26 protein-coding genes are annotated in these 25,890 nt (G+C 33.5%); 11 read left to right on the top strand and 15 right to left on the bottom strand.

Features of this window, described 5'->3' with window-relative positions; all coding sequences use genetic code 11:
- The first annotated feature begins 16 nt into the window (after window positions 1-16).
- The 4 genes from ACQY44_RS09960 (at window position 17) to ACQY44_RS09945 (ending at window position 7,379) form a co-directional block, all read left to right on the top strand.
- Entirely contained in the window at window positions 17-2,278 is a 2,262-nt protein-coding gene (locus ACQY44_RS09960; RefSeq protein ID WP_428230210.1) for a glycoside hydrolase family 3 N-terminal domain-containing protein, read from the top strand.
- 96 nt (window positions 2,279-2,374) lie between these two features.
- Window positions 2,375-4,132, top strand: a complete 1,758-nt coding sequence (locus ACQY44_RS09955; protein ID WP_428230209.1) for a cellulase family glycosylhydrolase — start codon at window positions 2,375-2,377, stop codon at window positions 4,130-4,132.
- 178 nt (window positions 4,133-4,310) lie between these two features.
- On the top strand, window positions 4,311-5,150 hold the full coding sequence (locus tag ACQY44_RS09950; protein WP_428230208.1) for an endonuclease/exonuclease/phosphatase family protein: 840 nt from the start codon (window positions 4,311-4,313) through the stop codon (window positions 5,148-5,150).
- Window positions 5,151-5,156: 6 nt separating this feature from the next.
- Window positions 5,157-7,379, top strand: coding sequence for a glycoside hydrolase family 3 N-terminal domain-containing protein (locus ACQY44_RS09945; RefSeq protein ID WP_428230207.1), 2,223 nt, complete (start codon window positions 5,157-5,159; stop codon window positions 7,377-7,379).
- Window positions 7,380-7,443: 64 nt separating this feature from the next.
- Here the strand turns inward: ACQY44_RS09945 and ACQY44_RS09940 are convergent, their stop codons facing one another.
- Both ACQY44_RS09940 and ACQY44_RS09935 read right to left on the bottom strand, forming a co-directional pair.
- Entirely contained in the window at window positions 7,444-9,465 is a 2,022-nt protein-coding gene (locus ACQY44_RS09940) for a DUF3857 domain-containing protein (RefSeq protein ID WP_428230206.1), read from the bottom strand.
- 341 nt (window positions 9,466-9,806) lie between these two features.
- Window positions 9,807-10,064, bottom strand: a complete 258-nt coding sequence (locus tag ACQY44_RS09935) for a hypothetical protein (protein WP_428230205.1) — start codon at window positions 10,062-10,064, stop codon at window positions 9,807-9,809.
- Window positions 10,065-10,422: 358 nt separating this feature from the next.
- On the opposite strand from ACQY44_RS09935, the gene ACQY44_RS09930 reads away from it, so the two are divergent.
- Together ACQY44_RS09930 and ACQY44_RS09925 are read left to right on the top strand one after the other, a co-directional pair.
- Window positions 10,423-11,178, top strand: a complete 756-nt coding sequence (locus tag ACQY44_RS09930; protein WP_428230204.1) for an NrtR DNA-binding winged helix domain-containing protein — start codon at window positions 10,423-10,425, stop codon at window positions 11,176-11,178.
- Between the two features lie 72 nt (window positions 11,179-11,250).
- Window positions 11,251-11,769, top strand: a complete 519-nt coding sequence (locus ACQY44_RS09925) for a GrpB family protein (protein WP_428230203.1) — start codon at window positions 11,251-11,253, stop codon at window positions 11,767-11,769.
- A 72-nt stretch (window positions 11,770-11,841) separates the two neighbouring features.
- Here the strand turns inward: ACQY44_RS09925 and ACQY44_RS09920 are convergent, their stop codons facing one another.
- The 10 genes from ACQY44_RS09920 to ahcY form a co-directional block, all read right to left on the bottom strand.
- A complete protein-coding gene (locus tag ACQY44_RS09920; RefSeq protein ID WP_428230202.1) occupies window positions 11,842-12,453 on the bottom strand; it encodes an alpha-ketoglutarate-dependent dioxygenase AlkB family protein in 612 nt (203 codons plus the stop codon).
- The gene (locus ACQY44_RS09915; RefSeq protein ID WP_428230201.1) at window positions 12,440-12,685 is read right to left on the bottom strand and encodes an Ada metal-binding domain-containing protein; all 246 of its coding nucleotides are present in this window, start codon (window positions 12,683-12,685) and stop codon (window positions 12,440-12,442) included. The genes ACQY44_RS09920 and ACQY44_RS09915 overlap by 14 nt, the downstream gene beginning before the upstream one ends.
- Before the next feature lie 147 nt (window positions 12,686-12,832).
- Entirely contained in the window at window positions 12,833-13,546 is a 714-nt protein-coding gene (locus ACQY44_RS09910) for a 2OG-Fe(II) oxygenase (RefSeq protein ID WP_428230200.1), read from the bottom strand.
- Between the two features lie 10 nt (window positions 13,547-13,556).
- Complete coding sequence (locus tag ACQY44_RS09905; protein ID WP_428230199.1) at window positions 13,557-14,408, bottom strand: bifunctional helix-turn-helix domain-containing protein/methylated-DNA--[protein]-cysteine S-methyltransferase; 852 nt, start codon at window positions 14,406-14,408, stop codon at window positions 13,557-13,559.
- A 147-nt stretch (window positions 14,409-14,555) separates the two neighbouring features.
- Window positions 14,556-15,020, bottom strand: a complete 465-nt coding sequence (locus tag ACQY44_RS09900) for a GNAT family N-acetyltransferase (protein ID WP_428230198.1) — start codon at window positions 15,018-15,020, stop codon at window positions 14,556-14,558.
- 107 nt (window positions 15,021-15,127) lie between these two features.
- Window positions 15,128-15,460 carry a DMT family transporter gene (locus tag ACQY44_RS09895; protein WP_428230197.1) on the bottom strand — a complete coding sequence of 111 codons (333 nt, stop codon included), beginning with the start codon at window positions 15,458-15,460 and terminating at the stop codon, window positions 15,128-15,130.
- Between the two features lie 46 nt (window positions 15,461-15,506).
- Window positions 15,507-16,586: a WG repeat-containing protein gene (locus ACQY44_RS09890; protein WP_428230196.1), complete on the bottom strand. Its 1,080-nt coding sequence runs from the start codon at window positions 16,584-16,586 to the stop codon at window positions 15,507-15,509.
- A 9-nt stretch (window positions 16,587-16,595) separates the two neighbouring features.
- Complete coding sequence (locus ACQY44_RS09885) at window positions 16,596-16,880, bottom strand: hypothetical protein (RefSeq protein ID WP_428230195.1); 285 nt, start codon at window positions 16,878-16,880, stop codon at window positions 16,596-16,598.
- Between the two features lie 119 nt (window positions 16,881-16,999).
- On the bottom strand, window positions 17,000-17,560 hold the full coding sequence (locus ACQY44_RS09880; protein WP_428230194.1) for a hypothetical protein: 561 nt from the start codon (window positions 17,558-17,560) through the stop codon (window positions 17,000-17,002).
- Between the two features lie 338 nt (window positions 17,561-17,898).
- Window positions 17,899-19,215 carry an adenosylhomocysteinase gene (gene ahcY / locus ACQY44_RS09875; protein WP_428230193.1) on the bottom strand — a complete coding sequence of 439 codons (1,317 nt, stop codon included), beginning with the start codon at window positions 19,213-19,215 and terminating at the stop codon, window positions 17,899-17,901.
- Between the two features lie 314 nt (window positions 19,216-19,529).
- Between ahcY and ACQY44_RS09870 the strand changes: the two genes are divergently transcribed.
- A complete protein-coding gene (locus tag ACQY44_RS09870) occupies window positions 19,530-20,180 on the top strand; it encodes a 4'-phosphopantetheinyl transferase family protein (RefSeq protein WP_428230192.1) in 651 nt (216 codons plus the stop codon).
- A 319-nt stretch (window positions 20,181-20,499) separates the two neighbouring features.
- Here ACQY44_RS09870 and ACQY44_RS09865 read toward each other — a convergent pair whose 3' ends face one another.
- The 3 genes from ACQY44_RS09865 to ACQY44_RS09855 form a co-directional block, all read right to left on the bottom strand.
- A complete protein-coding gene (locus ACQY44_RS09865) occupies window positions 20,500-20,898 on the bottom strand; it encodes a group III truncated hemoglobin (protein ID WP_428230191.1) in 399 nt (132 codons plus the stop codon).
- Complete coding sequence (locus ACQY44_RS09860; protein WP_428230190.1) at window positions 20,895-21,182, bottom strand: hypothetical protein; 288 nt, start codon at window positions 21,180-21,182, stop codon at window positions 20,895-20,897. The genes ACQY44_RS09865 and ACQY44_RS09860 overlap by 4 nt, the downstream gene beginning before the upstream one ends.
- Before the next feature lie 81 nt (window positions 21,183-21,263).
- Complete coding sequence (locus ACQY44_RS09855; protein WP_428230189.1) at window positions 21,264-21,860, bottom strand: Crp/Fnr family transcriptional regulator; 597 nt, start codon at window positions 21,858-21,860, stop codon at window positions 21,264-21,266.
- A gap of 81 nt (window positions 21,861-21,941) precedes the next feature.
- Between ACQY44_RS09855 and ACQY44_RS09850 the strand changes: the two genes are divergently transcribed.
- From ACQY44_RS09850 to arfB, 4 genes are read left to right on the top strand one after another with little or no spacing between them, the layout of a single operon-like run.
- Window positions 21,942-22,670, top strand: a complete 729-nt coding sequence (locus ACQY44_RS09850; protein WP_428230188.1) for a geranylgeranylglyceryl/heptaprenylglyceryl phosphate synthase — start codon at window positions 21,942-21,944, stop codon at window positions 22,668-22,670.
- 23 nt (window positions 22,671-22,693) lie between these two features.
- Complete coding sequence (pnuC, locus tag ACQY44_RS09845; RefSeq protein WP_428230187.1) at window positions 22,694-23,317, top strand: nicotinamide riboside transporter PnuC; 624 nt, start codon at window positions 22,694-22,696, stop codon at window positions 23,315-23,317.
- Window positions 23,278-25,392, top strand: coding sequence for a DUF4301 family protein (locus ACQY44_RS09840; RefSeq protein WP_428230186.1), 2,115 nt, complete (start codon window positions 23,278-23,280; stop codon window positions 25,390-25,392). Before pnuC ends, ACQY44_RS09840 begins: the two co-directional genes overlap by 40 nt.
- Window positions 25,392-25,796, top strand: coding sequence for an alternative ribosome rescue aminoacyl-tRNA hydrolase ArfB (gene arfB / locus ACQY44_RS09835; protein WP_428230185.1), 405 nt, complete (start codon window positions 25,392-25,394; stop codon window positions 25,794-25,796). The genes ACQY44_RS09840 and arfB overlap by 1 nt, the downstream gene beginning before the upstream one ends.
- Window positions 25,797-25,890: the final 94 nt, after the last annotated feature.

Here is a 25,890-nt window from a genome sequence, read left to right as displayed (position 1 = left end):
AATTTAAAAGTTTAAAATGAAAAACACGAAGTTGCTAGTATTCGCTTTACTAATTTGTGGAGCAGCATGGAGCCAGGATATAAAAAGTAATAAAGCGATAGATGCTAAAGTAGCCGAATTATTGTCTAAAATGACTTTGGAGGAAAAAGTAGGGCAGATGACTCAGATCACTGTTACGGTATTTGAAGATTCTGCAAAACCGGGTTATTTTGATGTGGAAAAATTAAAGAAGGGAATTCAGGATTATCATATTGGCTCTATTTTGAATGTGCCAAATCCTGGTGCTCCCACATTAAAAAGATGGCAGGAAACCTTAGCCGCAATATCGAATGAAGCCAACAAAACAAGACTTAAAATTCCGGTGTTATATGGTATTGATGCTATTCACGGCGCAAGTTATACTGCCGGAGCAACTTTGTTTCCGCAACAAATAGGTTTGGCGGCGACGTTTAATACTGATTTGGTAAAACGTGGTGCCGAAATTTCAGCATACGAAACAAGAGCTTCTTCTATTCCCTGGGTTTTTTCTCCGGATTTAGATTTTCCAAGAAATCCAGCCTGGTCAAGAATGTGGGAATCATTTGGAGAAGATGCGTATTTGTCTTCAAGAATGGCCGTTGCTTTAGTAAATGGTTTCGAAGGAAATAATGTAGGTTCAAAATACAGCGTTGCTTCTTGCATGAAACATTACATAGGTTACGGAAGTACCACTACAGGAAAAGACAGAACACCAAGTATTATTCCGGAACGACTTTTAAGACAGTATGATTTAACGATTTATCAGGCTGCAATAAATGCCGGTGCTAAAAGTGTTATGGTAAGTTCTGGAGAAATCAACGGAACTCCAGTGCATGCAAGCAAACATTTGATCACTGATATTCTCAAAAAAGAGCTTAATTTTCAAGGAGTAGTAGTGACAGACTGGAAAGACATTATTTACCTATATACGAGGCATAAAGTGGCAGAGTCTAAGCGTGATGCGGTTAGAATTGCAGTTATGGCGGGAATCGATATGAGTATGGTACCGGAAGAATTTTCTTTTTATACAGATCTGATTGATTTAGTAAAAAAAGGGGAAGTGCCAATCGCTAGAATTGATGATGCTGTTAGCCGAATTTTAAGAATGAAATACGAATTGAATTTGTTTGAAAATTCAGTTGCTAACCTAAAAGATTATCCAAAATTCGGATCGCCTGATCACGTTCAGGAAGCCTATAATACAGCAGCGGAATCTATTACTTTATTAAAAAATAATGGAGGTGTTTTACCATTAAATAAAAACGAAAAAATCCTGATTACTGGCGCAACTGCAAATAGCATGAAATACCTTAACGGAGGCTGGTCGTATACCTGGCAAGGTGAAAATTCAGATACATATGCAGCTGATAAGTTCACAATTCTGGAAGCTTTTCAAAATAAATTAGGAAAAGAAAATGTACTCTATACACCAGGAGCTGATCTTGAAAAAGAAGATGATGCCGAAATTCAGAAAGCAGTAGCATTAGCCAAAACAGCATCTAAAATAGTGTTGTGTTTAGGAGAGAAAAATTATACCGAAACTCCGGGAGATATCAGCAATCTTTATATGAGCCCGTCACAAATAAAATTAGCCCTGGCTTTGTCTAAATTAAATAAGCCGATAATTTTGGTTTTAAATGAAGGAAGACCAAGATTAATTAGTGATTTTGAAGATAAAATGAGTGCCGTTATTCAGTGTTACCTTCCGGGAAATGAAGGAGCAAGAGCATTGGTCGATATTTTATACGGAGAGGTAAACCCAAGTGGAAGATTGCCGTACAATTATCCAAAATATCCTAATTCATTAGAAAAATACAATAGAAAATATACCGAAAGTATCTCTGAAAATGAGCAAAATAACGATGCAAAATACGAGAAAAGTTATTCACCTCAATTTGAGTTTGGAACAGGATTATCGTACACTACTTTTAACTATTCAAATTTAAAAATTGACAAATCTGAAATCAATACTACAGAGGATCTAAATGTTTCAGTAGAGGTTACAAATTCGGGAGCAAAAGCAGGAAAAGAGGCTGTTTTATTGTATTTGTCAGACAATGTAGCAAGTATTACACCAGAAGTAAAAGCATTAAAAAGATTTGAAAAAATAAGTTTGAATCCGGGTGAAACTAAAACTGTAAAATTTATTTTAAATCAAAAAGACTTACAATTTGTAAATGAAGATTTGAAATGGATTGCTGAAAAAGGAACCTTTACCATTCAAATTGCGAATCAAAAAAAGGATTTTCTTCTGAAATAACAACAAATTAATTTCAATTGTCCTGCAAGGTTTTCAAAACTTTTAAGGCCTTTGAATTTAGAGCATAAAAGACGACTAAGATTTTAAATAAATAGCATGAAAAAAATATTTATCATATTACAACTATTGCTTTCGATTACTGTTTTTGGACAAGGATTTCTGCATAGAGACGGGCAAAAGATTGTTGATGGAAACGGAAAAAATATCATATTAAGAGGTCTTGGCGTAGGCGGTTGGATGGTGCAGGAAGGCTATATGATGCAAACCCAACCTTTTGCAAGTCCGCAATATCAAATCAAACAAAAGATTCAGGATGTTATTGGAGAACAGGGTGCAAAAGAATTTTATACAGCTTATAAAGCAAACGGAATTACAAAACGTGACGTCGATTCATTAGCAGCCTGGGGGTTTAATTCGATTCGTTTACCCATGCATTATAACCTGTATACACCCTCAATTCAGGAAGAAAAAAATGGAGGGATTACCTGGATAGAAGAAGGTTTTACGATTACAGACAATTTACTGAAATGGTGCGCTGAAAACAAAATGTATCTCATTCTGGATTTGCATGCTGCTCCCGGAGGACAAGGAAATGATGCTGCAATTTCGGATTATGATACCACAAAACCATCACTTTGGGAAAGTGAAGCCAATCAGAAAAAAATGATTGCCTTATGGAAAAAACTGGCTTCACGTTACAGAGATAATCGATGGATTGGAGCTTATGATATTATCAATGAACCCAACTGGAATTTTACAGGAACCAATAAAAATGGTTGCGACGAAAACTCAAACGGACCTTTAAGAGAATTAATGGTTCAGGTTACAAAAGCCATTCGCGAAGTCGATACCAATCATTTAATTTTTATTGAAGGAAATTGTTGGGGAAATAATTATAACGGAATTTTTCCTTTATGGGATGAAAATATGGCCTTGAGTTTTCATAAATACTGGAATTACAATACCAAGGAATCGATACAAAAAATGTTAGATTACAGAACAAAGTACAATGTACCAATTTGGCTGGGAGAAAGTGGAGAAAATTCAAATGTCTGGTTTAAAGATGCCTTAACATTAGTAGAGAGTAATAATATTGGATGGGCTTTCTGGCCGATGAAAAAAATTGAAAATATTGCAGGTGTAACATCAGTAACTAAAATTCCGGAATATGATGTTTTATTAAAGTACTGGAAAGATGGCGGACAAAAACCGACAGCTGATTTTGCGAAAAAAACATTAATGAAAATGGCTGATAATTACAAAATGGAGAACCTAACCGTTAAGCCGGATGTTGTAGACGCAATGTTCAGACAAGTGCAGACAAACGATACAAAGCCCTATAAAAAACATTTAATTCCCGGTAGAATTCCCGCAACGCAATATGATTTAGGAACAAATGGATATGCCTACTCAGATAAGGATTTTGTAAACTACAGAGTAGAAACAGGAAAGTTTGACGAATGGAATAAAGGAAATACCATGCGTAATGACGGAGTTGATATTCTGCCTTGTAAAGATGCAGGTTCAAACGGCTATCAGGTTTCCTTTATTGAAGACGGCGAATGGTTGCAATTTACGACGCAGGTTAAAAAACAAGGTAAATACAACGTAGCCATTCGATATTCAAGTGAAAATTTAGAAGGGAAATTACATCTTGAAGCAGAAAATGGGAAAAAATCAGAAACAATTACACTTCCTGCTACTGCAGGAAATGAAAAATGGAAAACTGTTGTTTTATCCGGTGTTGAATTAAAAGCAGGAACAAACAAAATCAAAGTAGTTTTCGAAAAAGGAGGTTTTAACCTGAATTATTTAGATTTTTCAGAAAGTAAAAAAGGAAGTTCTAAAAAATAGCACAATACTTTATAATAGTTTTTATGTGACGTAAAATTTGAAAAGAAAAATAATACTAAATAGTTATGATAGGTTTAATATTAATCATTGTAGAATATTTAATTAACATTTTTTTTAAGGTTAATGTTCTTCTTTAAGGCTAATGAAATGCTAGCTTTACCGAATTAAAATTTTTAACATGAAAAAAATAAACGTGGTTTTTTTAGTATTATTCTTATTTTTTATGAATGCTTCATTTTATGGGCAGAATTTGAAAATCATGACCTACAACATTCGTTTGGATGTTGCATCTGATGGAGAGAATGCCTGGCCAAATCGAAAAGATTATTTTGCCTCGCAAATTCAATTTTACAGCCCGGATATTTTTGGAGTACAGGAAGCAACTCCAAATCAGGTTACAGCTATAGCATCGGCTTTGCCTGATTACAGTAAATTCGGAATAGGCAGAGAAGAAGAAGGAAAAGGAGAAGCTTGTACGATTTATTATAAAAAAGACCGTTTTCAGTTGCAGGAATCAAACACATTTTGGTTGTCAGAAACACCAAATAAAGTCTCAAGAGGTTGGGATGCAGCCTGTAACAGGGTTTGTACTTATGGTCTTTTTAAAGATTTAAAAACAAAAAAAATATTTTGGGTTTTTAATCTTCATCTTGACCACATAGGTGAAGTAGCCAGAGTAAAAGGAGTAGAATTGGTTCTTTCGAAAATAAAAGAATTAAACACAAAAAAATATCCTGCTTTTTTAATGGGAGATTTTAACTCAGAACCGGATACCAAACAAATTGTCGCCATAAAAAAAGTAATGGATGATACCAAAGATGTTTCGAAAGAAAAACCTTTTGGTCCTTCAGGAACTTTCAATGATTTTAAACATAATGAGCCTGTAACCTTATTATTAGACTATATATTTATCTCTAAAAATAGCGGGCTAACAGTACAAAAACATGCAGTTTTGAGTGATTCTAAAGATTTGAGATATCCGTCAGATCACTTACCAGTTTTAATAGAAATTAATTAGATTAGAATGAAGAAATTAACCACATTAACCTTGTTGATGGTATCACTTTTTGCGGTAGCACAACAAGAAACAATAGATCAGAAAGTAAATGCTCTATTGAAGAAAATGACCCTTGAAGAAAAGATTGGTCAGCTAAATCAATATACAGGAGATAATTCTGCAACGGGACCAATCACTATTAATCCAAACAAGCAAGCTGAAATTAAAGCAGGAATTGTAGGATCAATGCTTAATATTATCGGGACAAAATACACCAGACAATATCAGGAACTGGCCATGCAATCCCGCCTTAAAATTCCGTTGTTGTTTGGTCAGGATGTCATTCACGGTTACAAAACAACATTCCCAATTCCGTTAGCTGAGGCCGCCAGTTGGGATTTAGCAGCAATAGAGTTAGCAGCAAGAGTTGCCGCTACAGAAGCTTCTGCAAGCGGTATACACTGGACATTTGCTCCAATGGTAGATATTGGTCGTGATCCGCGTTGGGGCCGTGTTATGGAAGGTGCCGGAGAAGACACTTATCTGGGATCTAAAATTGCTTATGCCAGAGTAAAAGGTTTTCAAGGGAATAAACTGGGAGATTTGAACTCAGTTATGGCTTGCGTCAAGCACTTTGCAGCTTATGGCGCAGCAGTTGGCGGAAGAGATTATAATTCTGTAGACATGAGCGAAAGAATGTTGTGGGAAACCTATTTGCCTCCTTTTAAAGCGGCACTAGACGCCGGAGCAGCAACGTTTATGAATTCATTTAATGATTTAAACGGAATTCCTGCAACGGCAAATGCACATTTGCAACGTGATATCTTAAAAGGAAAATGGAACTTTCAGGGTTTTGTAGTTTCAGACTGGGGATCGATTGGAGAAATGGTAGCGCACGGATATTCCAAAGATCTTAAAGCTGCTGCTCTTGCTGCCATTACAGCCGGAAGTGATATGGATATGGAAAGTAACGCTTACCGATATCATTTAGCCGAATTAGTTAAAGAAGGAAAAGTACCTGTTGATTTGATTGATGATGCAGTGAAACGTATTTTACGCAAGAAGTTTGAATTGGGTTTATTTGATGATCCGTATCGATATTCAGATCAAAAAAGAGCAGAAGCTTTGAATGATCCTGAAAACAGAAAAGCAGCCCTTGATGTAGCGCAAAAAAGTATCGTTTTATTAAAGAATGAAAAGGAGACTTTGCCACTTTCTAAAAACCTGAAAACGATTGCTTTCATTGGACCAATGGTAAAAGAGTACAAAGAAAACATGGGATTTTGGTCTGTTGAATTACCGGAGGTAGATTATAATAAATGGATCGTTTCGCAATGGGACGGTTTGCAAAATAAAGTAGGCAAAAACACCAAATTGCTTTACGCTAAAGGTTGTGATGTTGACGGAAATAACAAAGACGGTTTTGCAGAAGCTGTGGCAACTGCACAACAAGCCGATGTTGTAATTTTAAGTATTGGTGAAAGACGCGACATGAGCGGTGAAGCAAAAAGCCGAAGCGATCTTCATTTACCCGGAGTTCAGGAAGATTTAGTAAAAGCAATTCAGGCAACAGGAAAACCGGTTGTGGTTTTGGTAAATGCAGGAAGGCCTCTTATTTTTAACTGGACCGCTGATAATGTTCCGGCAATTGTTTATACATGGTGGTTAGGTACAGAAGCAGGAAATGCAATTGCCAATGTTTTATTTGGAGATTACAATCCGTCCGGAAAATTGCCAATGACTTTTCCTAGAGAAGTAGGACAGATTCCAATTTATTACAATCATTTTAGTACAGGAAGACCAGCTAAAGATGAAGATTCAAAAAATTATGTTTCTGCCTATATTGATTTGAAAAACTCACCTAAATTTCCTTTCGGATATGGTTTGAGTTATACAAAATTCAATTATTCAGATTTAAAATTGTCTTCGGTTAAAATAAAAAGCAATGAAACCATTAAAGTTTCTTTTCAATTATCAAATGTTGGAAAAGTAGCCGGAGAAGAAGTGGTACAATTGTACTTAAAAGATAAATTCGGATCTGTAGTAAGACCGGTTTTAGAACTGAGAGATTTCCAAAAAGTAAAACTAAATGCAGGAGAATCTAAAACAATCGAATTTACAATCGACAAAGAAAAACTTTCTTTCTACAATGATAAATTAGAATTTAAAGCAGAAGCCGGAGATTTTGAAGTCATGATTGGAGCTTCATCGGCAGATATCAAATTAAAAGCAGATTTTGAATTGCTTTAAATTTTTTAAACAGATAGAATATAAAAAAACGGGGCTAATTTTAGCCCCGTTTTTTTTGTTATAATTATTTTACCAGTTTCTTGAAATTAAATTTCATCAAATTCATAAAACCTTGTTCTATAATATCTATTCCGAGTCCAAAATTGCTATCCGCAACCTCGTGATGCGCATTTCTGAATTCTTCAAAATCTGCTGCCGGAATTTCTAAGTTTACTAACGGTTTATAGTCGATGTAAATCGTTGCGCCATTTTTGGCGACCTTTTTACGGCTTGTATAATCGAAATACGGATTTTTAATGGTGCTTTCCTGTACCGTAAATTTTTCTTCTACATCTATTCTCTGATCGGTATAAAGATTGATTTCATATTTTTCATTATCAAAATTGTGCCAGAATGTAATATCAGTATGCAGAAAATCACGCGCATTATTTTTAATCACATTTCGGTCAAAATACATCAAAAAGCGATTTTTTTGTGCATCAGTAAAATAGGGATCTTCAACAGTAGCCTTGTACTGAATGGTATATTCGTTCAATTGTTTATCGTCACTTAAAGTTTCGATTGTTGCCTCTTTGAAGATATTTCTAACGTCAGTTCCGTTTCGGTCATTATTATAATTCAGCGTATAAAAAAAGAAATTATTCCAACTGTCTATGATTTCTCTTTTATTGGTGTTTTTAAAATACTTACGCATATAATTGGCACGATTTCCTTTGTAGGTGGTCGTTAAAGTAAGTTTTCCGATATTGTTTTCAACGTTAAATTCAGCTTTTTCATTGATACCATAATAAGGGAATCGATGCGATTTTTTTATTTGTAAATCCTGGTTGGGTTTCACCTCAAGATAATGCATGAAATAAATAAATCCGCGATTTTCAATCCATCCAAATTCATCACGACTAGTAGCATCGATAAAATAAGTCTCGCCTTTATAATCGATTTTCACAATTACATGATTAAAAGTAAGCAATGACGGTAAGTAATATTTCAGGTAATGATCTGTATTAAAATTCACTAAAACCACAGACGAATCTACCTTGATATAATCTAAAATTACTTTCAGTAAAACACATTTTGCTTTACAATCGCCCTGTTTGTTTTGGTAAGTTATAGCGGGTTCTTGTGGTTTGTGACCGTTCATTTCGTCAGCATTAAAAACATAATAAACATGATTTTGAACGTAATCGATAGCAAACTGCAATTGCTCCTCTTTGTTGGTAATAGCATTCAGCTTTTCGACCAGATTAGGAGCGAATTCCGGTAAAGATGATTTATTATAAACCGCTTCGTATAAGGGAGAAATGTAATTAGACAAGTCGATCCAGTTACTATCAGTTGCAAAATCAATAAAAGGAGCAATCTCCCTATTAGTGTCTACAAAGTTGATGTAGTTTTCTTTTTCGATAGTAAACTTTTGGCCTTTTTCTAGATAATTGATTTCCGGAGCCAATACATTTCCATCTTCATCTCTGAAAAAAGTTTTTTTGTAAGCAATGGTTTTCTTACGATCATTAATAAAAGTAAATTTATAGCTTCCGTAAGCCCAATAGGTACTGGGGCTTACCCAAACAAACTTTGAAAATTCTTTGCGTAAAAAGTCACGTTCTGTAAAAACTTTTACTCTGGAATCCTCCATTATTAAAACATCATAAAGACGTAAATCCTTTATCGTAATGTTGATCTTCTTATTACTGCTCAAAACCCCACCATCACTTTGGTTTTCACTGTCCAGTACTTTAATTTTAGTATCAGGAATTTTATCAACTAATATACCTTCTCTTAAAACACTTATTCTGTGTATAATATAAGTCTCGTTTTCTTCCACTACGACATCCATTACAGAAGCGTTTTCCAGATTTGAAGGTTCATTAAGAGTGTAAGCTACACAAGCATATTCACTATTTTCCTCGTCATTTGTATAATAAATTTTATCTAAAAAATAGCAATAATCTCTTCCCTCATCTATTTGTCTGCTTGCAAAATCTGATTCTTTAATGTATTCAATAAGTTGATTGTCATTTGTAGTAGTAGCCCATTGTGCTGGCTTTTGAATTTTATAATTCTCTGATTGAATAAGATTTTCCATTGTTGTATTTTTAATATTTTCAAACATTCAGTATAAGTATAATCTTATATTTTTGAATTGGCAAAAATATAGAATTTTGAGAATACTTAGTAACGATTGAAATTAATTAATTTAATTTTCTTAATAAATTTGCATCATTTTATTGACATTGGCAACTGAAACTTAAAAAAATCTTTGGTTTTTGTACCCTGAATTTTAAGTTTTAAATCAAATAAACTTTAGAAGTTACTTAGTGCAGAGTGATTTATGTAAATAAAAAAACCTTGCTTTTTAGCAAGGTTCTATATCTTAGATCAGTAATCTTAAAAAATCAAATCGATTAAAATTTTTCTATAATTTGGTTATTTCAAAACTGTATGTATAAAATCCATAGCACCAATTCCTTTATAGGATGCAAATAATGCTTTATCAAAAGCTTCGCGTTTTGCCTTTTTATCTTTTGCTTCAGTTTCAACGATCATTTCATTGAAAATTCTTTCCTGCTCTTCACTATATTTTAAAGAAGCTTCTAAAAGATAAGTTTTGGAAACAAATCCAAAGGAAGAGAATATTTTTTTAATAAGCTTCTTGTTTAGGTCTTCTATATTCGGAATGCTCATACTTCAATCAATTTATATTATATATAGAGTAGACTAGTTTCTTTACTATTTGTTACAAAAAATATATAATATTAAGCTGTTAATTAATATATTATAATTTTTGTAATGCTGTTTTTAAACACTTTTTTGTTGTAAAAATAACAAGTTTGATGTCTAAAGTGTTATTATGACGCAATGTACTTATTTTTTTTATTCGTTTTGAATTTTAAGCAAAAATTATACTGTCAAATTGTTGCTATTAATACTTGTTTTTACCGATAATAATGGGACTGAATGTCAAAAGAACTGTTGATTTTATAAAAATGAATTAAATTGCAGAACTATTTGAGACAGGAAAATGTAAACGAAGAGAAACCGGATGCCAAAAGGAATAATAGAAAATAGAGAAAATTACCAGCCAGGACTTTCAATAGACTGTGTCATTTTTGGTTTTCATGACAATCAGCTTAAAGTTTTACTGATTAAAACTCCTTATGAAAGTAAGTGGTCATTGCCCGGTGGATTTGTACCTCTTGATGAGGATATTGATACGGCAGCGGTTACTGTTTTAAATGAACGTACAGGAATAGAAGGTATTTTTCTAAGACAATTTGCTACTTTTGGAAGAGTAAAACGAAATGATAAACATTTTGAAAATGCAGTTTTAGAATATTTTAAAATTCCGAAAGAAGCAGGAAAATGGTTTACACAACGTTTTGTAACCATTGGATATTATGCTTTAATTGATTTTCTGAAGGCAATTCCACAGCAAAAAAATAGTCAGGAAGTTATCGAATGGATTGATCATAAAGAAGTACCGGAACTTATTTTAGATCACAAAGAAATTTTAGACAAAGCCTTGACTACACTTCGTATTGAATTGAATTTAATGCCGGTTGGCTACAATTTATTACCTGAAAAATTTACCATACCGGAACTTCAGAAATTGTATGAAACGATTTTGGATAAAAAATTAGACAGGAGAAATTTTCTACGCAAAATCAACAATATGGGCATCTTAAATAAACTTGGTGAGAAAAAAAACAATGTCGCCCATAAAGCCCCAACCTTATATACTTTTGATAAAGATAAATATGATGAAGTCCTTAAAAATGGATTGAATCAAGGTTGGTAAAGGCTATTGCGCATTTTCTTTACCAAAGAAGAACTAATTAGCAATTATTATATTTGTAAAACAATATTTCATATGATTGGCAGTGAAACCTGGAACATAATTGTGGTTCCGTATAATCCTGATTGGGCAGAAGAATTTCAAAAAATTGAAAAAGAATTATTTGCTGTCTTAAAGGATGTCGTATTGGCGATCGAACACGTAGGCAGTACTTCTGTGGCGGGACTATATGCAAAACCTATTATTGATATTGATGTCGTAGTTGAAAATAATATGTTTGAGGCGGTAAAACAAAAGCTGAAAGAGATAGATTACGAGCACGCAGGCAACTTAGGTATAGAAGGGCGGGAAGCTTTTAGTTATACCAATAAAGAACATCTGATGGAGCATCACCTGTATGTCTGTCACAAAGAATCCAATGAGTTAAAACGACATATCACTTTTCGGGATTACCTTCGTAAGCATGATGATGACAAGGATAGATATGGTCAGATTAAAATTGAAATGGCAAAGAAATTCCCTCATGATATAGAGAATTATCTTTTAGGAAAGCAATCTGTAATTTTGGATATTTATAAAAAATGCGGATTATAAATCGTTCTTATTGCTCACTATAATTTAAGAATTTTAAATTTAATGCACCTACTATCTTAATGGTTTAATTTTTTATTGTGAAACAATTGTTCTAAAAGTCAGGTTCACTCTAGGTTTAGAAGTTGTTTTTGTTGGCGGTAAGCGATGCAACCAATGTGTTTGTGTAGTGCCTTTCATAACCAATAAGCTGCCGTGTTCTAAGATTAACGATACGGTTTCTTTAGTGTCTTTATGTTTAAAAGCAAACTTTCTTTCAGCACCAAAACTTACAGACCCAATAGCACCATTCTTTTTTAAATCTTTTTCGGCATCGCTGTGCCAAGCCATTCCTTCGTCGCCTGAATGGTATAAATTTAGTAGGCAGGAATTGAATGTTTCTCCGGTTTCTTGTTCAATAACAGCTTTTAAATCCAAAAGTTCCTTCGTCCACGGAAGTGCTTTTTTAGTAGTATTCGAATACGTATATTCAAAACCTGAATCTCCGTACCAGGCTACTTTTCGTTTCGTAACAATTAATTTTCCGAAGATGATGGCTTCGTCATTTTTCCATTCAATATGATGTAGCAAAACATTTAAGTAATGATTTGCATCTTCTCGAGAGAACAATTTTCCGTAATAATTTACAGTTCCGTCTTTAGGAAGCAGATTCGTATTTTCGTCAGTTTGAGGATTAAATAAGTCCATTTTTCCAGTTTTGATATTCGGTTTTCATGCAATGTCCGCAAGGTCTGAAACCATTTTGTCTGGCTTCATCTTCAGATAAAAAGAAAACACGATTTTCTCGTTTCATTCTTTTACCTGACGAACATCTTAAAGTCCCGTAGATTTTTAGTTTTCGGTTTCCACCAAAGCAAATTTCCGCATTTTTAATTTTAATTCGGAGATCGGAGTCGGAAATTTCATTGTGTTGAATCATTGTTTTATACGTCTATTTTTATTGTAAAGACATACTGCAGTGCGTCTAACGTTTTGCGATTTTTCCGCCACGAATTCACGAATTATTTTTAAAATCCATGCGAATAGAATTAGTTTAATTCGTGAATTCGTGGTGAAAAAAAAATATTCACGAAAGTGCATCGTGAAAAATAATCCCCAACGTATGTCGTTCACCGGAATGAATTTCGCTGACTCCATGTTTCATATTCACACGATAATATCCTTTTGTACTTTTTACAGGTCTGAAATTGGTTGTGAAAACCAAAACATCGCCTTTTTTAGGTTTTAAAACAATTGCTTTAGATTGAGCTCTTGGTATTTGTTCTGTTAATACAAATTCACCACCGGTAAAATCTTCGTCAGGTTCATTTAGGAAAAGCACAATTTGAATAGGGAAATAAACGTCTCCATATAAATCCTGATGCAAAGTATTAAAACCACTTTTGCCATATTTTAATATCAAAACAGTTGCTTTGAATTGGTTATTTGCTTGACATTGTTCCAATAACTTTTTGTGTGTTTCAGGAAAAACAGTATTTATAAGTAAAACTTTCATCCAGGCATTTGCAATAGGGGCAAGTTTAGGATAAATAGAAGTCCGAATGTCTTGAATTAAATCCGGTAAGGGATAATTAAAATACTTGTATTCTCCCAAACCAAATCGATACCGTTCCATAACAACCGTTTTTCGGTATAAGGTTGGATTATCGTAATCGAATTTTAAATCTTCACATTGTTCGTTGTTGAGTAGATTCGTAATAATTGCAAAACCGTTTTCGTGCATAGATTCGGTGATACTTTCCCAATTAATAGAAGCAATTTTAGATTGTATATTTTGCATGAAAATGATTTTAAATATCTGAATTAATTTGAGCGCCTTCCCAACCAATAATAGCCGTTTTACGCGTGTTTCCCCACATATAACCGCCAAAGGTTCCGGAGGATTGAATAACGCGATGACAAGGGATTAAAAAAGCAACAGGATTACTGCCAATAGCAGTTCCAACAGCCCGGGAAGCATTTGGTTTGTCGATTTGCTGTGCAATGGATCCATAAGTAGACAATTGTCCCATTGGGATTTTGAGTAAAGTCTCCCAAACTTTCAATTGAAAATCAGTACCTTTTAAATGGAGCTTTATTTCAGATAATTTGCTCCAGTCATTTTTAAAAAGGAACAAAGCATTTTGTTGTGCTAAATCTAGTTTTTTACAGAATGTCGCATTCGGGAATTTGTTTTTTAAATCCTGAAATCCTGTTTCTTCCTCTTCGGCAAAAGCCATAAAACAAACCCCTTTATTGGTCGAAGCAACAATGATATTCCCAAACGGACTTTCGGCAAAACTGAAATTAATGGCTAAGTTTTTACCTCCGTTTTTATATTCGGCGGGTGTCATGCCTTCGATATTTACAAATAAATCATGTAAGCGGCTTGTTCCTGATAATCCGGTATCAAAAGCAGCATCAGATAAAGTAACTTTATTATTTTCTTTGAGGATTTTTTTGGCGTGTTCGACACTAATATATTGCAAAAATTTCTTCGGACTTGTTCCTGCCCATTCCGTAAACAAGCGCTGAAAGTGAAACGGACTTAAATGTACTTTTTCAGCAACCTCATCTAAATTGGGCTGATCCTTAAAGTTAGATTTGATATAATCGATCGCATCAGCAATACGATTATAATTAATGTTTTCCTGTGTGTTCATCTTCGTTCAATTTTATAATGCAAATATCGATAGGATTGCGTGGTTATAAAATCCGAAACTTGCGGAAGTTTAATGTTTTCTTTTGTTTAAAGTTTCAGGTTTCAAGTTCTGCAATAACCTGAAACTTTACACCTGAAACAATTATTTTTATTTCAGATTTTTTTCCATTTTGTAATTGAAAAGCTCCACGCCCAATCTTATGTTTTTTTGCTCGGCTATTATAATGAAGCCTTTCTTTTCGAAAAATGGTTTTGCGGTTATACTTACGTCTGCGGTGATTTTTTTCGCGTTTTCTTTTCTGGCTTCGATCTCTAATTGATTGAATACTTTATCAGCAATTCCTTGTCGTTGAAAATCTTTATGAACACATAAGAAATCAATATAATTTCCGTCTTTTAAAGTTCCGTAACCCACAATTTTATTCTCGATAACAGCCAATGAAACATATTGATTGTGAATAACTTTCAGCCAGCGTTCAGTATCATTAAGTCCGGAAACCCATGCATTAATTTGCAAAGGATTATAATCATTTTTGCAAACCCATTTAATAGTTTCGATATACATTTCCTGCATTTCTTTTAAGTCTGCAATAGTGGCTGTTTTGAAAATCATTTTTCTAGAGTTTGAAATGAAGAAAATTAAGAATTGATAACACAAAATACAATTGATTTTTTGTTTCGTTTCAGGTTTGCACCAACTTGAAACCTGAAACCATTTATTTAATGCACCGTAGTTTTAGAAAAAATATTAATTACGACAACGCCCATCATAATCAAAACTAATCCGATAATAGCAGGCAAATCTGGTATTTGTTTGAAGAAAACAGCTCCAATAATAGTAATTAATACAATCCCGACACCGGACCAAATGGCATAAGCAATCCCAACCGGAATAGTTCTGATCGCAAAACTCAAAAAGTAAAAGGCCGCAAAATATCCCACAATTGTAATGATGCCTGGGATAAGCTGTGTAAATTGCTCCGACTTTTTTAAGGCAGAAGTGGCAATGATTTCGAATATAATAGCAATGCCTAAAAAGAAGAAATTTTTCATAGCTAACGTTTTTTACAAAGTTAACTTTTGTATTGATGTGAAAGAACTATTTAAGATTCTCTTTTGCTAGTGAAACACTTATCAGCTTATAGCCATTTTCAGTTTTCAAAAATTCAAGATGATCTTGTTTAACGTCCTTATTTGAGATCACAATATTTTTCACCGGATACATCCATTCTTTCGCCTGATTACAATTGTCGAAATATTCACTAAATTCTTTACCTTCATAAATAAAAGGATTCAGACTTTCAGAGAAGACATGATAGTCGCAATTTGTTTTTGTCAGCTCAGTTATTTTTGCTTTTATAATTTTGTAATTCTGATTGATAAATTTTGTTTTTGACTCATTCTTCCAGCCGTTTGGTTTTTTCCAATAGGTGATTTTGTCAAAGGAAAATTTTAATAAATTTTCTTTTGAAAGATTAGTTTGTAAATTGTCTTTTAGCCACAATTTAAACTCTTTATCATAATTGATAAAGGAATAGTATTGGCCGTCAACTCCGGGGAAGTTTTCTCTTATCGGGTCTTGGTTTGGCTCTTTTGATTTTTGCAGCGAATAGAAATTCAGTTCATTATTATATCCAAAATTCTCTATTAGGATTTTATTATTGGTATCGATGAGATGTTCTTTACCTCCAGACCAGCTAAAATGACCATCCCCGCCAGCATCCATTATTTTTGTGGCCCCTTTTAGTGCGATAATCATTCCGTTTCTTACCCTGGTTAAATCATTGTATTCAGCTGGAATCACAATATTTCCCTGACCATTAAAGAAACCCATTTTATCTGTTTTATAATCTTTAAAACGAATAAAACCTTCGTTCTCGCAGTCAGGACCATTATCGTAAATATATAAACTATCCCGACCAACTATTTTTCCGGTTTTTGTTAAGTAATAACTCTTCCAGCTTTCATTCACCTCTTCTGAAACAACAATGATATCATCAAACTTATTAGCAGATGTGAGCCCCATAAATTTTGGTGCTATTTTGACATTTCCGTTTTGATCTTTAAAACCAATATGTATAGAATCCTTATCCCAAAATGAAACCCAGGTATCTTTATTTTGTGCCAATAAGGTACAGTTTATAAAAAGCAATATATAAAGGATGATACTCTTTTTCATGGGGTTTATTTATCGGATGTGAATTTCTAATTCATTATTTTTTGCCTCATCAAAACAATCAGAGCATAGTATTTTAAAATCGGCTTTAGCTTGAAAAACGTCAGTCCATTCTTCGCCGTTATCCAGCAACCATTGTTCGCATTCTCCGCACCAGGCAATTTGAGGAAGATCTTCTTCGGCTTCTGAATAAAAAAAGCCAACTTTTTCTTTTGGGTCTATTGCCATTGCAATATGAATGCATGTAAAAGACATATCTTTTGAACCATGTTGTTCGCATAAAACTTTTTCAATCATATTTTTAATTGTTATCGATTTAATGAGATTTTCTAATCATTTTCAAAGATAATATATAAAAGAAAACCCTTACTATAAATTGATTATAGTAAGGGTTTGTTATATTCAAATAAATTGGTTTAATTTTTTTCCGCTTTCTTTTCTTCCTTCTCTTTTTCTTCTTCTTTAACCTTTTTTTCTTCTTCTTGCTTTTTAGATAGCTCTTCTTTTTCTGCTTTAGAGGTTTCAATTTGTTTTCTGAAATCTTCTATTTTTTTAGTACTAGATGCTAATTTTGTTTTGCTTTTGTTTAATTTTTCTTCAGACCGTGCTATTTTCTTTTCCGATTTCCCGATGTTTTTTTGAAGATCGGGATTGTTGTTATTTTCGGAATTGCGTTTAATATTGGCTAATTGATCTTGGTTTGTTTTTAGATTGGCATTGAGTTTATCTGTTTTTTTTTCTAGTTTCTGTCTGTTTTTTTCTTCTTTGGCTAATTTGCTTTCAGCACTCTGAATTTTATTTGTCTGAGACATCATGTTTCTCATTTGCCATTGCTGATCCGCTGTTCTGCGCTCACTTGCCCATTTTTGATTCTGGGTGTTCATTTGTTGTTGCATGGCCCTCGCCTGGTTGTTGAATTGTGCAGAAGCAAAAAAGGGAAACAGTATTAATAGCATTAAAATAAAGCGTGTTTTCATAGATTGGTTTTTAGGTTTGTTTTGGAATTCAAATGTATAGTATAATTTAAAAATTATTCAAAATTATCTGACTAATCTTTGCATTTCACTATTGTTAGCGTGGGGGATAGGAGCAATGCTACCGAAGTAGCCCGGATAGCCCGACAGCATTCCGATAAGAGGGCATGTCTGCACACAGTAATTTTGCCCTCTTATTGGAATGGTGGCACGCCCAGATAATTGTAGACTTAGATTTCTGATTTTAGATTAAAAAAAGAAAACCCGACAAGTTTTAAAAAACTGTCGGGTTTGAATATGTATTAAAAATCTAAGATCTACAATCTTAAATCTAAAATTATTTAGTATCTGTAATATTCTGGTTTGAAAGGACCTTCAACTGGAACACCAATATAAGCAGCCTGATCGTCACGTAACGTTTCCAATTCAACTCCTAATTTAGCTAAGTGTAAAGCAGCAACTTTTTCATCTAAATGTTTTGGTAACATATAAACGTCATTGTTGTAAGCAGTGCTGTTTTTCCATAATTCGATTTGAGCCAAAGTCTGGTTGGTGAATGAGTTACTCATTACAAAACTTGGGTGACCTGTAGCGCAACCAAGGTTTACTAAACGACCTTCAGCAAGAATGATGATGTCTTTTCCGGCAATAGTATATTTGTCAACTTGTGGTTTGATTTCGATTTTAGATGCACCGTGGTTTTTGTTCAACCAGGCCATATCAATTTCGTTGTCAAAGTGTCCGATGTTACAAACAACAGTTTTGTCTTTCATTTGCTCGAAGTGCTCTCCAAGAACGATATCTTTATTTCCAGTAGTTGTAATGATGATATCAGCATTAGCAATTACAGTGTTTAATTTTTTAACTTCGTAACCGTCCATTGCAGCTTGTAAAGCACAAATTGGGTCAATTTCAGTAACCGTTACAATAGATCCTGCACCTCTAAAAGAAGCAGCAGTTCCTTTTCCAACATCACCATATCCACAAACGATAACTCTTTTTCCAGCTAACATTAAGTCAGTTGCACGACGTACAGCATCTACAGCAGATTCTTTACAACCGTATTTGTTATCAAATTTAGATTTAGTAACAGAGTCATTAATGTTGATTGCAGGCATTGGTAAAGTTCCGGCTTTTACTCTTTCGTAAAGTCTGTGAACTCCAGTTGTAGTTTCTTCAGACAATCCTTTGATTCCAGGAACCAATTCAGGGAAACGGTCAATAACCATGTTCGTTAAATCTCCACCATCATCAAGAATCATGTTCAATGGTTTTCTGTCTTCACCAAAGAATAAAGTTTGCTCAATACACCAGTCAAATGATTGCTCATCAAGACCTTTCCAGGCATAAACCTGAATTCCTGCAGCAGCAATAGCAGCAGCAGCCTGATCCTGAGTAGAGAAAATGTTACAAGAAGACCAGGTAACTTCTGCACCAAGAGCGATTAAAGTTTCGATCAAAACTGCAGTCTGGATTGTCATATGCAAACATCCGGCGATACGAGCACCTGCAAGAGGTTGTTCGTCTTTATATTCAGCGCGAAGAGCCATTAAACCTGGCATTTCAGCTTCAGCTAATTCAATTTCTTTTCTTCCCCAAGCCGCTAGAGAGATGTCTTTTACTTTGAAAGCCACAAAAGGCGTAGTTGTAGTACTCATTTATAGTATATTTGTAATTGTAAAATTTTTGCAAATTTACGGAATAGGTTTTTAATTTTGACTACTTTCTAGAAGATTTGTGAAATGTTTAATTTCTTAATCTTTTGAACTTTAGCTAAATAATTTACTTGTTGTAAGATGATTTTGAAAATAAGGAGCTATTTCCTGCTGTCCGCTATATCTTTTCCTTGCTAAAGGAGCAAGAAAAAGGATATCGCTCCCATCAGGGCTAGAAAGACGAGACGTTAAATAAGAAGTTTCGTTTTAAAATCAGGAAAATAATTCATAACTTAAAACTCATAATTAAAAAAAGCATGCCTTTATCTGAAACCATACAATTCAACGCAACTACCAAAATCTTAGTTTGGCACATAACGGAATCTTTTGAGGAGTTATTGAGCAAAGTAGTCTTAAAAGAAAAAACGCAGCAAAGACTTAACGGAATGAAGTCACAAATGCACCAGCGCGCTTTTTTGAGCGTTCGTATGTTGATACAGGAAATGGGTTTTACCGATCATGAAATGCATTATGACGAGTTTGGAAAACCGTATTTTAATTGTCACAATCATATTTCGATTACACATTCGCATGATTTTGCAGCCATTATAATCAGCGATCAAACAGTAGGAATCGACATGGAATTGCAACGTGAAAAAATCCTCCGAATCGCCGATAAATTCGTAGATACCGAAACTAGTTACCTGAACACTCAAAATACGGTAGATTATATTAAGGAACTTACTGTAATTTGGGGTGCAAAAGAAGCCATTTTTAAAATTAGAAACGAAAAAGGAATCAGTTTTAAAGATCATATTAGAGTAAATGCTTTTTCGTTAGATAAAAATCTGGCAGAGGCTAGTTTGCATTTTAATGATTTAGTAATAGATTTTGATGTACATTATAAAGAGATCCAGTCAAGTACTTCTGGCCAGGACTTTACTTTGGTGTATGCTTTTGAGAAATAAAATTTCAATAAATTCCAATTTTAAAAAATCCAAATTCCAAATTCCAATACTCGTGACAATCTTGTCATTGCGATTTCTATGATAAAATCAAATTTTAGAAAGAGTTCCGGAGTAACGAAACATATTGTTGGGATGAATTTTAATCCATCCATTGAAGTATAATCACAATCTCTTGTCCTTGTGAGGTATGAAGCACAATCTTGTAATTTCGAATGATAATGAACAGACGATAGAAATAAGCAAAAAAACGCGATTCTTTTTCGTGCTGCGAGTACGATTTCTCCCTGCATCGAAATGACAAAAAATGAGACAAAAAGGACTAAGTTTCCGTCATCTTTTTTCGATGTTCAAACATACTCATAAATAAAAATGTTCCCATTTTTCGGGCACGTCTTTTCAGTGTTTCGACATTCTCACCTTCAAAATGCTCCTCTAAAGTCTGAAACCAATAGTTCAGCCAAATTCCAAATTCATTTGAGGTAATTTTACTTTCGAAATGAGCGTCAACTTCATTGTGTACCGCATGCGGATTACCTTTGTATTTTTTTACAGCAAATAAATTGGTTTCCCAAAAATCGGTTAGCTTTTCAAGATGTGCATCCCAATCTTTGATCATTGTATTAAAATAAAAGCCGATTTCCTGATCGGCTCTTATTTTAGCATAGAACTGATGCACTAAAAAGGAGATATCAGCTCTGTTTTCTATTGGTTTTCTCATAGTATAAAATTGTTCACGATTATAAAGATAACACTTAATAAAGTGCTTACAAGAATGAAGTTAAAAACCACTTTGTGTTTCATTTGGGCAAGGATAGAAGTGTTTGCAAGAATACAAGCCAGAACGATTATACCCAGTTGTATCATTTGTCCGATAGAAGTTCCGTGAGAAAGGATATACATTGCAGCAGCAGCACCTAAGCAGCTTTGACCAATTACAGCCATTGCTGCAGAACCCATATAATTTTTATTGAAATTTTCGAATGTTGTTTGATATAGTGTCATGATATTGAGATTTTTATACTACAAAGGTACATGCACTTTAGGTCTGCGTTTTATGATTAAAATCATAAAACAAGAACTATTTTATCGATATACTTTTCTGTTTATAATTTTTAGAATGCCCTTTTTTTCTAATGCCTTAATCGATCTAATGACAGTTTCTACCCGCAAACCGGTTAAATCTCCAATTTGTTGTCTGGTAAAATTGATGAGATAACCATTTTCGTCTTTCTTAAAATTAAAATATGCAATTCCGTGATCCATCAATTTTAAGATGCGATGTTCCGGTTCCTGAGTAGACATCTCTGCCGCCATAACAGATTTGTAATACAAACGCTGTGCTAAATTCTCGATTATTCTGATGCTCACGTTTGAATTTTCTTCCAGCAATCTCATAAAACAGCTTTTAGGCAGCAAAAGAATTTTTGCATTTTCAACAGCAATAGCATTGGCAGGATAATTTTGGTTTAAAAATAAAGGTGGCTCTCCAAAAGATTGGTTTTTATAGAAGATACCCTGAATAAATTCCCGACCAGCATCATTATAATTACTCATTTTTACTTCGCCGGAAATAATTTGGTAATAATGCGTTGGCAGATTGCCTTCTTCAAAAATAATTTCATTTTTATCGAAAGATTTTTTGAGAACGCCATATTTGTCCAACAGATCAATTGCAAACATAATTTTGTTTGGATATAACACAAATATAATTCATTCAAAATAGTTCTTCTACATTAAAAAACTTTTACTTTTACGGCCATTATGAGACAAAAAATACCCAATATACACCAGCAAATTTTGGAAGCTAAAAGTAATGGACGAAAATTATTGGCCATACTTTTAGATCCTGATAAAATTGTTTGGGAAAATTTAGATCATTTATTGCTTAAAATAAATCAGTCTCCTGCAACCCATATTTTTGTGGGAGGAAGCATTGTTGAATCTACAATCTTAGAGGATTTAATTGCCGCATTAAAGCAAAAAACAAATTTACCCGTTGTCATATTTCCGGGTAATCCGTCGCAAATTTCACCTCAGGCCGATGCTATTCTGTTCTTGTCTTTATTGTCTGGCCGAAACCCGGATTATCTTATAGAATATCAGGTTCAGGCAGCGCCAATTCTTAAAAAGACAAATCTCGAAGTTATTTCTACAGGTTATATTTTGATCGAAAGCGGCAATGAAACTGCCGTAGCAAGAGTAAGCAAAACAAAACCATTGAACAGAGAAAATTTTGATTTGGTTTTGGCAACGGCACAAGCCGGAGAAATGTTAGGTAATCAATTGATTTATCTGGAGGCAGGAAGTGGAGCAAAAAAACCGGTTCCGTTAGAAATGATACAGTTAATTGCTCAAAATATCAATATTCCTATTATTGTTGGAGGAGGAATTGTAGATTTGCACGGAATCCAAAATGCCTATAATGCTGGCGCTGATCTGGTAGTTATTGGAACTGCTTTTGAAAACGACAGTCAGTTTTTTGAATCATAATAACAACCAAAAATAGCCCTCCAATGATTGATTTCTTTTTAGAAAGTTACAAAAATGCCCCTTTATGGCACATTGCTTTAGAGTTTTTAGTTTTTGTTTGTGGAATTTTAAGCGTTTGGTTTGCTAAAAAAGAAAATATCTGGGTGTATCCCACAGGTTTGATTGCGACTGTAATATCTGTTTATCTATTATATATCGCAGGATATATTGGCGATATGATTATTAATGGATATTTTTCGATAATGAGTATTTACGGTTGGTATATGTGGGCAAAAGGAGGAACTGTAGAAGATAATTTGCCTATTACCCGAACAAACTTTAATGAAAAAATAATCGGAATTTTACTGTTCTTTGTAACTGTTTTCGTAGTTTTCGGAATTTATAGGTATTTTGATTATGAAATCAAAAAAGACAATTATGTCGATATGATTTCATCAGGAATATTTTTTGCAGGAATGTGGTACATGGCCAAGAAAAAGATCGAAAACTGGACACTTTGGATCATTGGCGATATTATTGTTGTGCCTCTTTATGCTTATCGTGGCTTAGGGATGCTGTCACTTCAGTATTTAATTTTTACAATTTTGGCTATTTCAGCTTATTTAGAATGGAGAAAAATCTTAGACAGCAAAAAACAGCTATCATAAAAATTGCCTTATTTGGACCTGAAAGTACAGGGAAGACCACATTGGCAAAACAACTTGCAGAATATTATGAAACTGAATGGGTTCCTGAATTCGCACGTGATTATTTGCAGAAAAAATGGGAAGAGAACCAACATATTTGTGTTGCAGACGATATGTTGCCTATTGCATACGGGCAAGTTGCATTAGAAAATAAAAAGCTTTCGTCAGCAAAAAAGTATTTGTTTTCGGATACTAATTTGATGGTTACCAAAGTTTTTTCTGAGGTATATTATGGTTTTTGTGATCCGCTTTTAAATGAAGCAGCATTAGAACATGAATATGATTTGTTTTTCCTTACGGATATAGATGTTCCCTGGGAAAAAGATGATATCAGAGATACACCCAATGGTAGGGAAACCGTGTTTTCAGTTTTCAAACAAACGCTGATTGATGCTAAAAAGCCATTTATAACGCTTTCTGGTAACAAAGAAAGTCGTTTGGCAAAGGCAATTGGTATCATTGATAATTTATCAATTGCAAAACAACATGGAATTTCATCGACAGATTTTGTTCAGATTTATAATCATGGAATTTCTTTTGATAATATTCTGAAACAATTAGAAATTTTTAAAAACGGAATAGCAAAAAGCAACTTAATTAGCCCGGCTACGATTAATAACGGAATTTTAAGTTTCACAGAATCTGAATTTGAAGAAAAAGCCCATTTTTTTGATCTCCAAAAAGAAAAACTAAAACTTAAGAAGTTTGTTCCGGCATCAGGTGCAGCAAGCAGAATGTTTAAATTTTTAAGTGCTTTTTTGAATGATTTTGATATTCAAAAAGAAACTCTAAACGCTTATATCAATAGAAAAAAAGACAGTGAATTGTCTATTTTTATCGTTGCAATGGATAAATTCCCATTTTTTAAAGCTTTGGATAAAAAGCTAAGAATGATTTATCCTGATTTTGAAATTCTGGAAAGAGATTATAAAAATTATTATTTTATAAAAACATTACTCGCTTCTGATTATTTTGATTTTGCCAATAAACCCAAAGCAGTATTACCGTTTCATCAATATAAAACTCATATTGCAAATCCAATAGAAGAACATTTGAATGAATGCGTTCATTATGCAACATCAAATCAGGTTTCTAATTTGCATTTTACAGTTTCTGAAGCACATCAAAATTTGTTTGAGAATGAAGTTGAGGTTCTTAAGAATAAAATTGAAGCAGATTCAGGAATTAAAATTGATATTGTGTATTCCTATCAAAATAAAAGCACAGATTCTATTTGTGTAGATGCCAAAAATAATCCTATTTGGGACAAAAACAACAATTTAGTCTTTAGACCAGGAGGACATGGTGCACTTATTGAAAATCTAAACAAACTTGAGTCAGATATTATTTTTATAAAAAATATTGATAATGTAATACAAAATCATATTGATAAAATTACATTGTATAAAAAAGCCCTGGCAGGTGTTTTAATTGAAGTACAACAAAAAGTTTTCTATTATTTAAGAGCAATTGATAACCAGGAAATAAATGAAAAGAATCTGGAAGAAATTGTTTCCTTTTTACTGCAGAAGCTAAATGTAGAAATGAGTAGTGATTTTAATAAGTTTACTTTCGAAAATAAAGTTAATAAGATTAAAGACTTATTAGACAGGCCAATTCGGGTTTGTGGAATGGTGAAAAATGAAGGAGAACCTGGTGGAGGACCATTTTGGGTAATGAATGCTAAAGGATCTGTTTCGTTACAAATAGTAGAAACGTCGCAGGTAGATTTGGCGAATAAAAAACAACAGGAAATTTTAGCAGAGTCAACTCATTTTAATCCGGTTGATTTAGTTTGCGGGATTAGAAACTATAAAAATAAAAAATTTGATTTACTACAATTTGTAGATCACAAAGCAGGTTTTATTGTGGAAAAAAGTGTGGAAGGAAAAATAGTAAAAAGCTACGAGTTACCAGGATTATGGAATGGTGCAATGGCGAATTGGCTAACTATTTTCGTTGCAGTACCTTTAATCACTTTTAATCCTGTAAAAACAGTAAATGATTTATTAAAAGCAGCACACCAGCCACAATAATGGATATCGAAAAAATTATATCAGAGTTAAGTTTTAAAGCTGTTCGAAGTAGTGGTGCAGGTGGGCAAAATGTGAACAAAGTTTCTTCGAAAGTAGTTCTGACTTTTGATATAAATACTTCTCAGGCTTTATCTGAAGAAGAAAAATTACTTTTGCTTACCAATATTGCGTCACGTTTAACAACTGAAAACATCTTAATTTTAAATTGTGACGAAGATAGAAGCCAGCTTAAAAACAAAGATATTGTCATAAAACGTTTTCTCGAAATAATCAAAAAAGGATTGTTTGTTCCTAAAGTTCGAAAAGCAACCAGAATTCCAAAATCTGTAATTAAAAAACGAATCAAAGACAAAAAGAATATTTCTGAGAGAAAGCAATCTCGCAGGAAACCAGATTTGGATTAATAGACGTTTTTGAATTTTAATTAATTTAAAAAATCTAATAGTCAAACAATCTAAATATCTAAAAATCTTTTCTAAATTTGCCCTGTCTCAAAGG

It is taken from the genome of Flavobacterium sp., assembly GCF_965277525.1.
Lineage (GTDB): Bacteria > Bacteroidota > Bacteroidia > Flavobacteriales > Flavobacteriaceae > Flavobacterium.
Note: the sequence above shows the minus strand (reverse complement) of the source record. Positions and strands in the feature narration are given on the sequence as shown.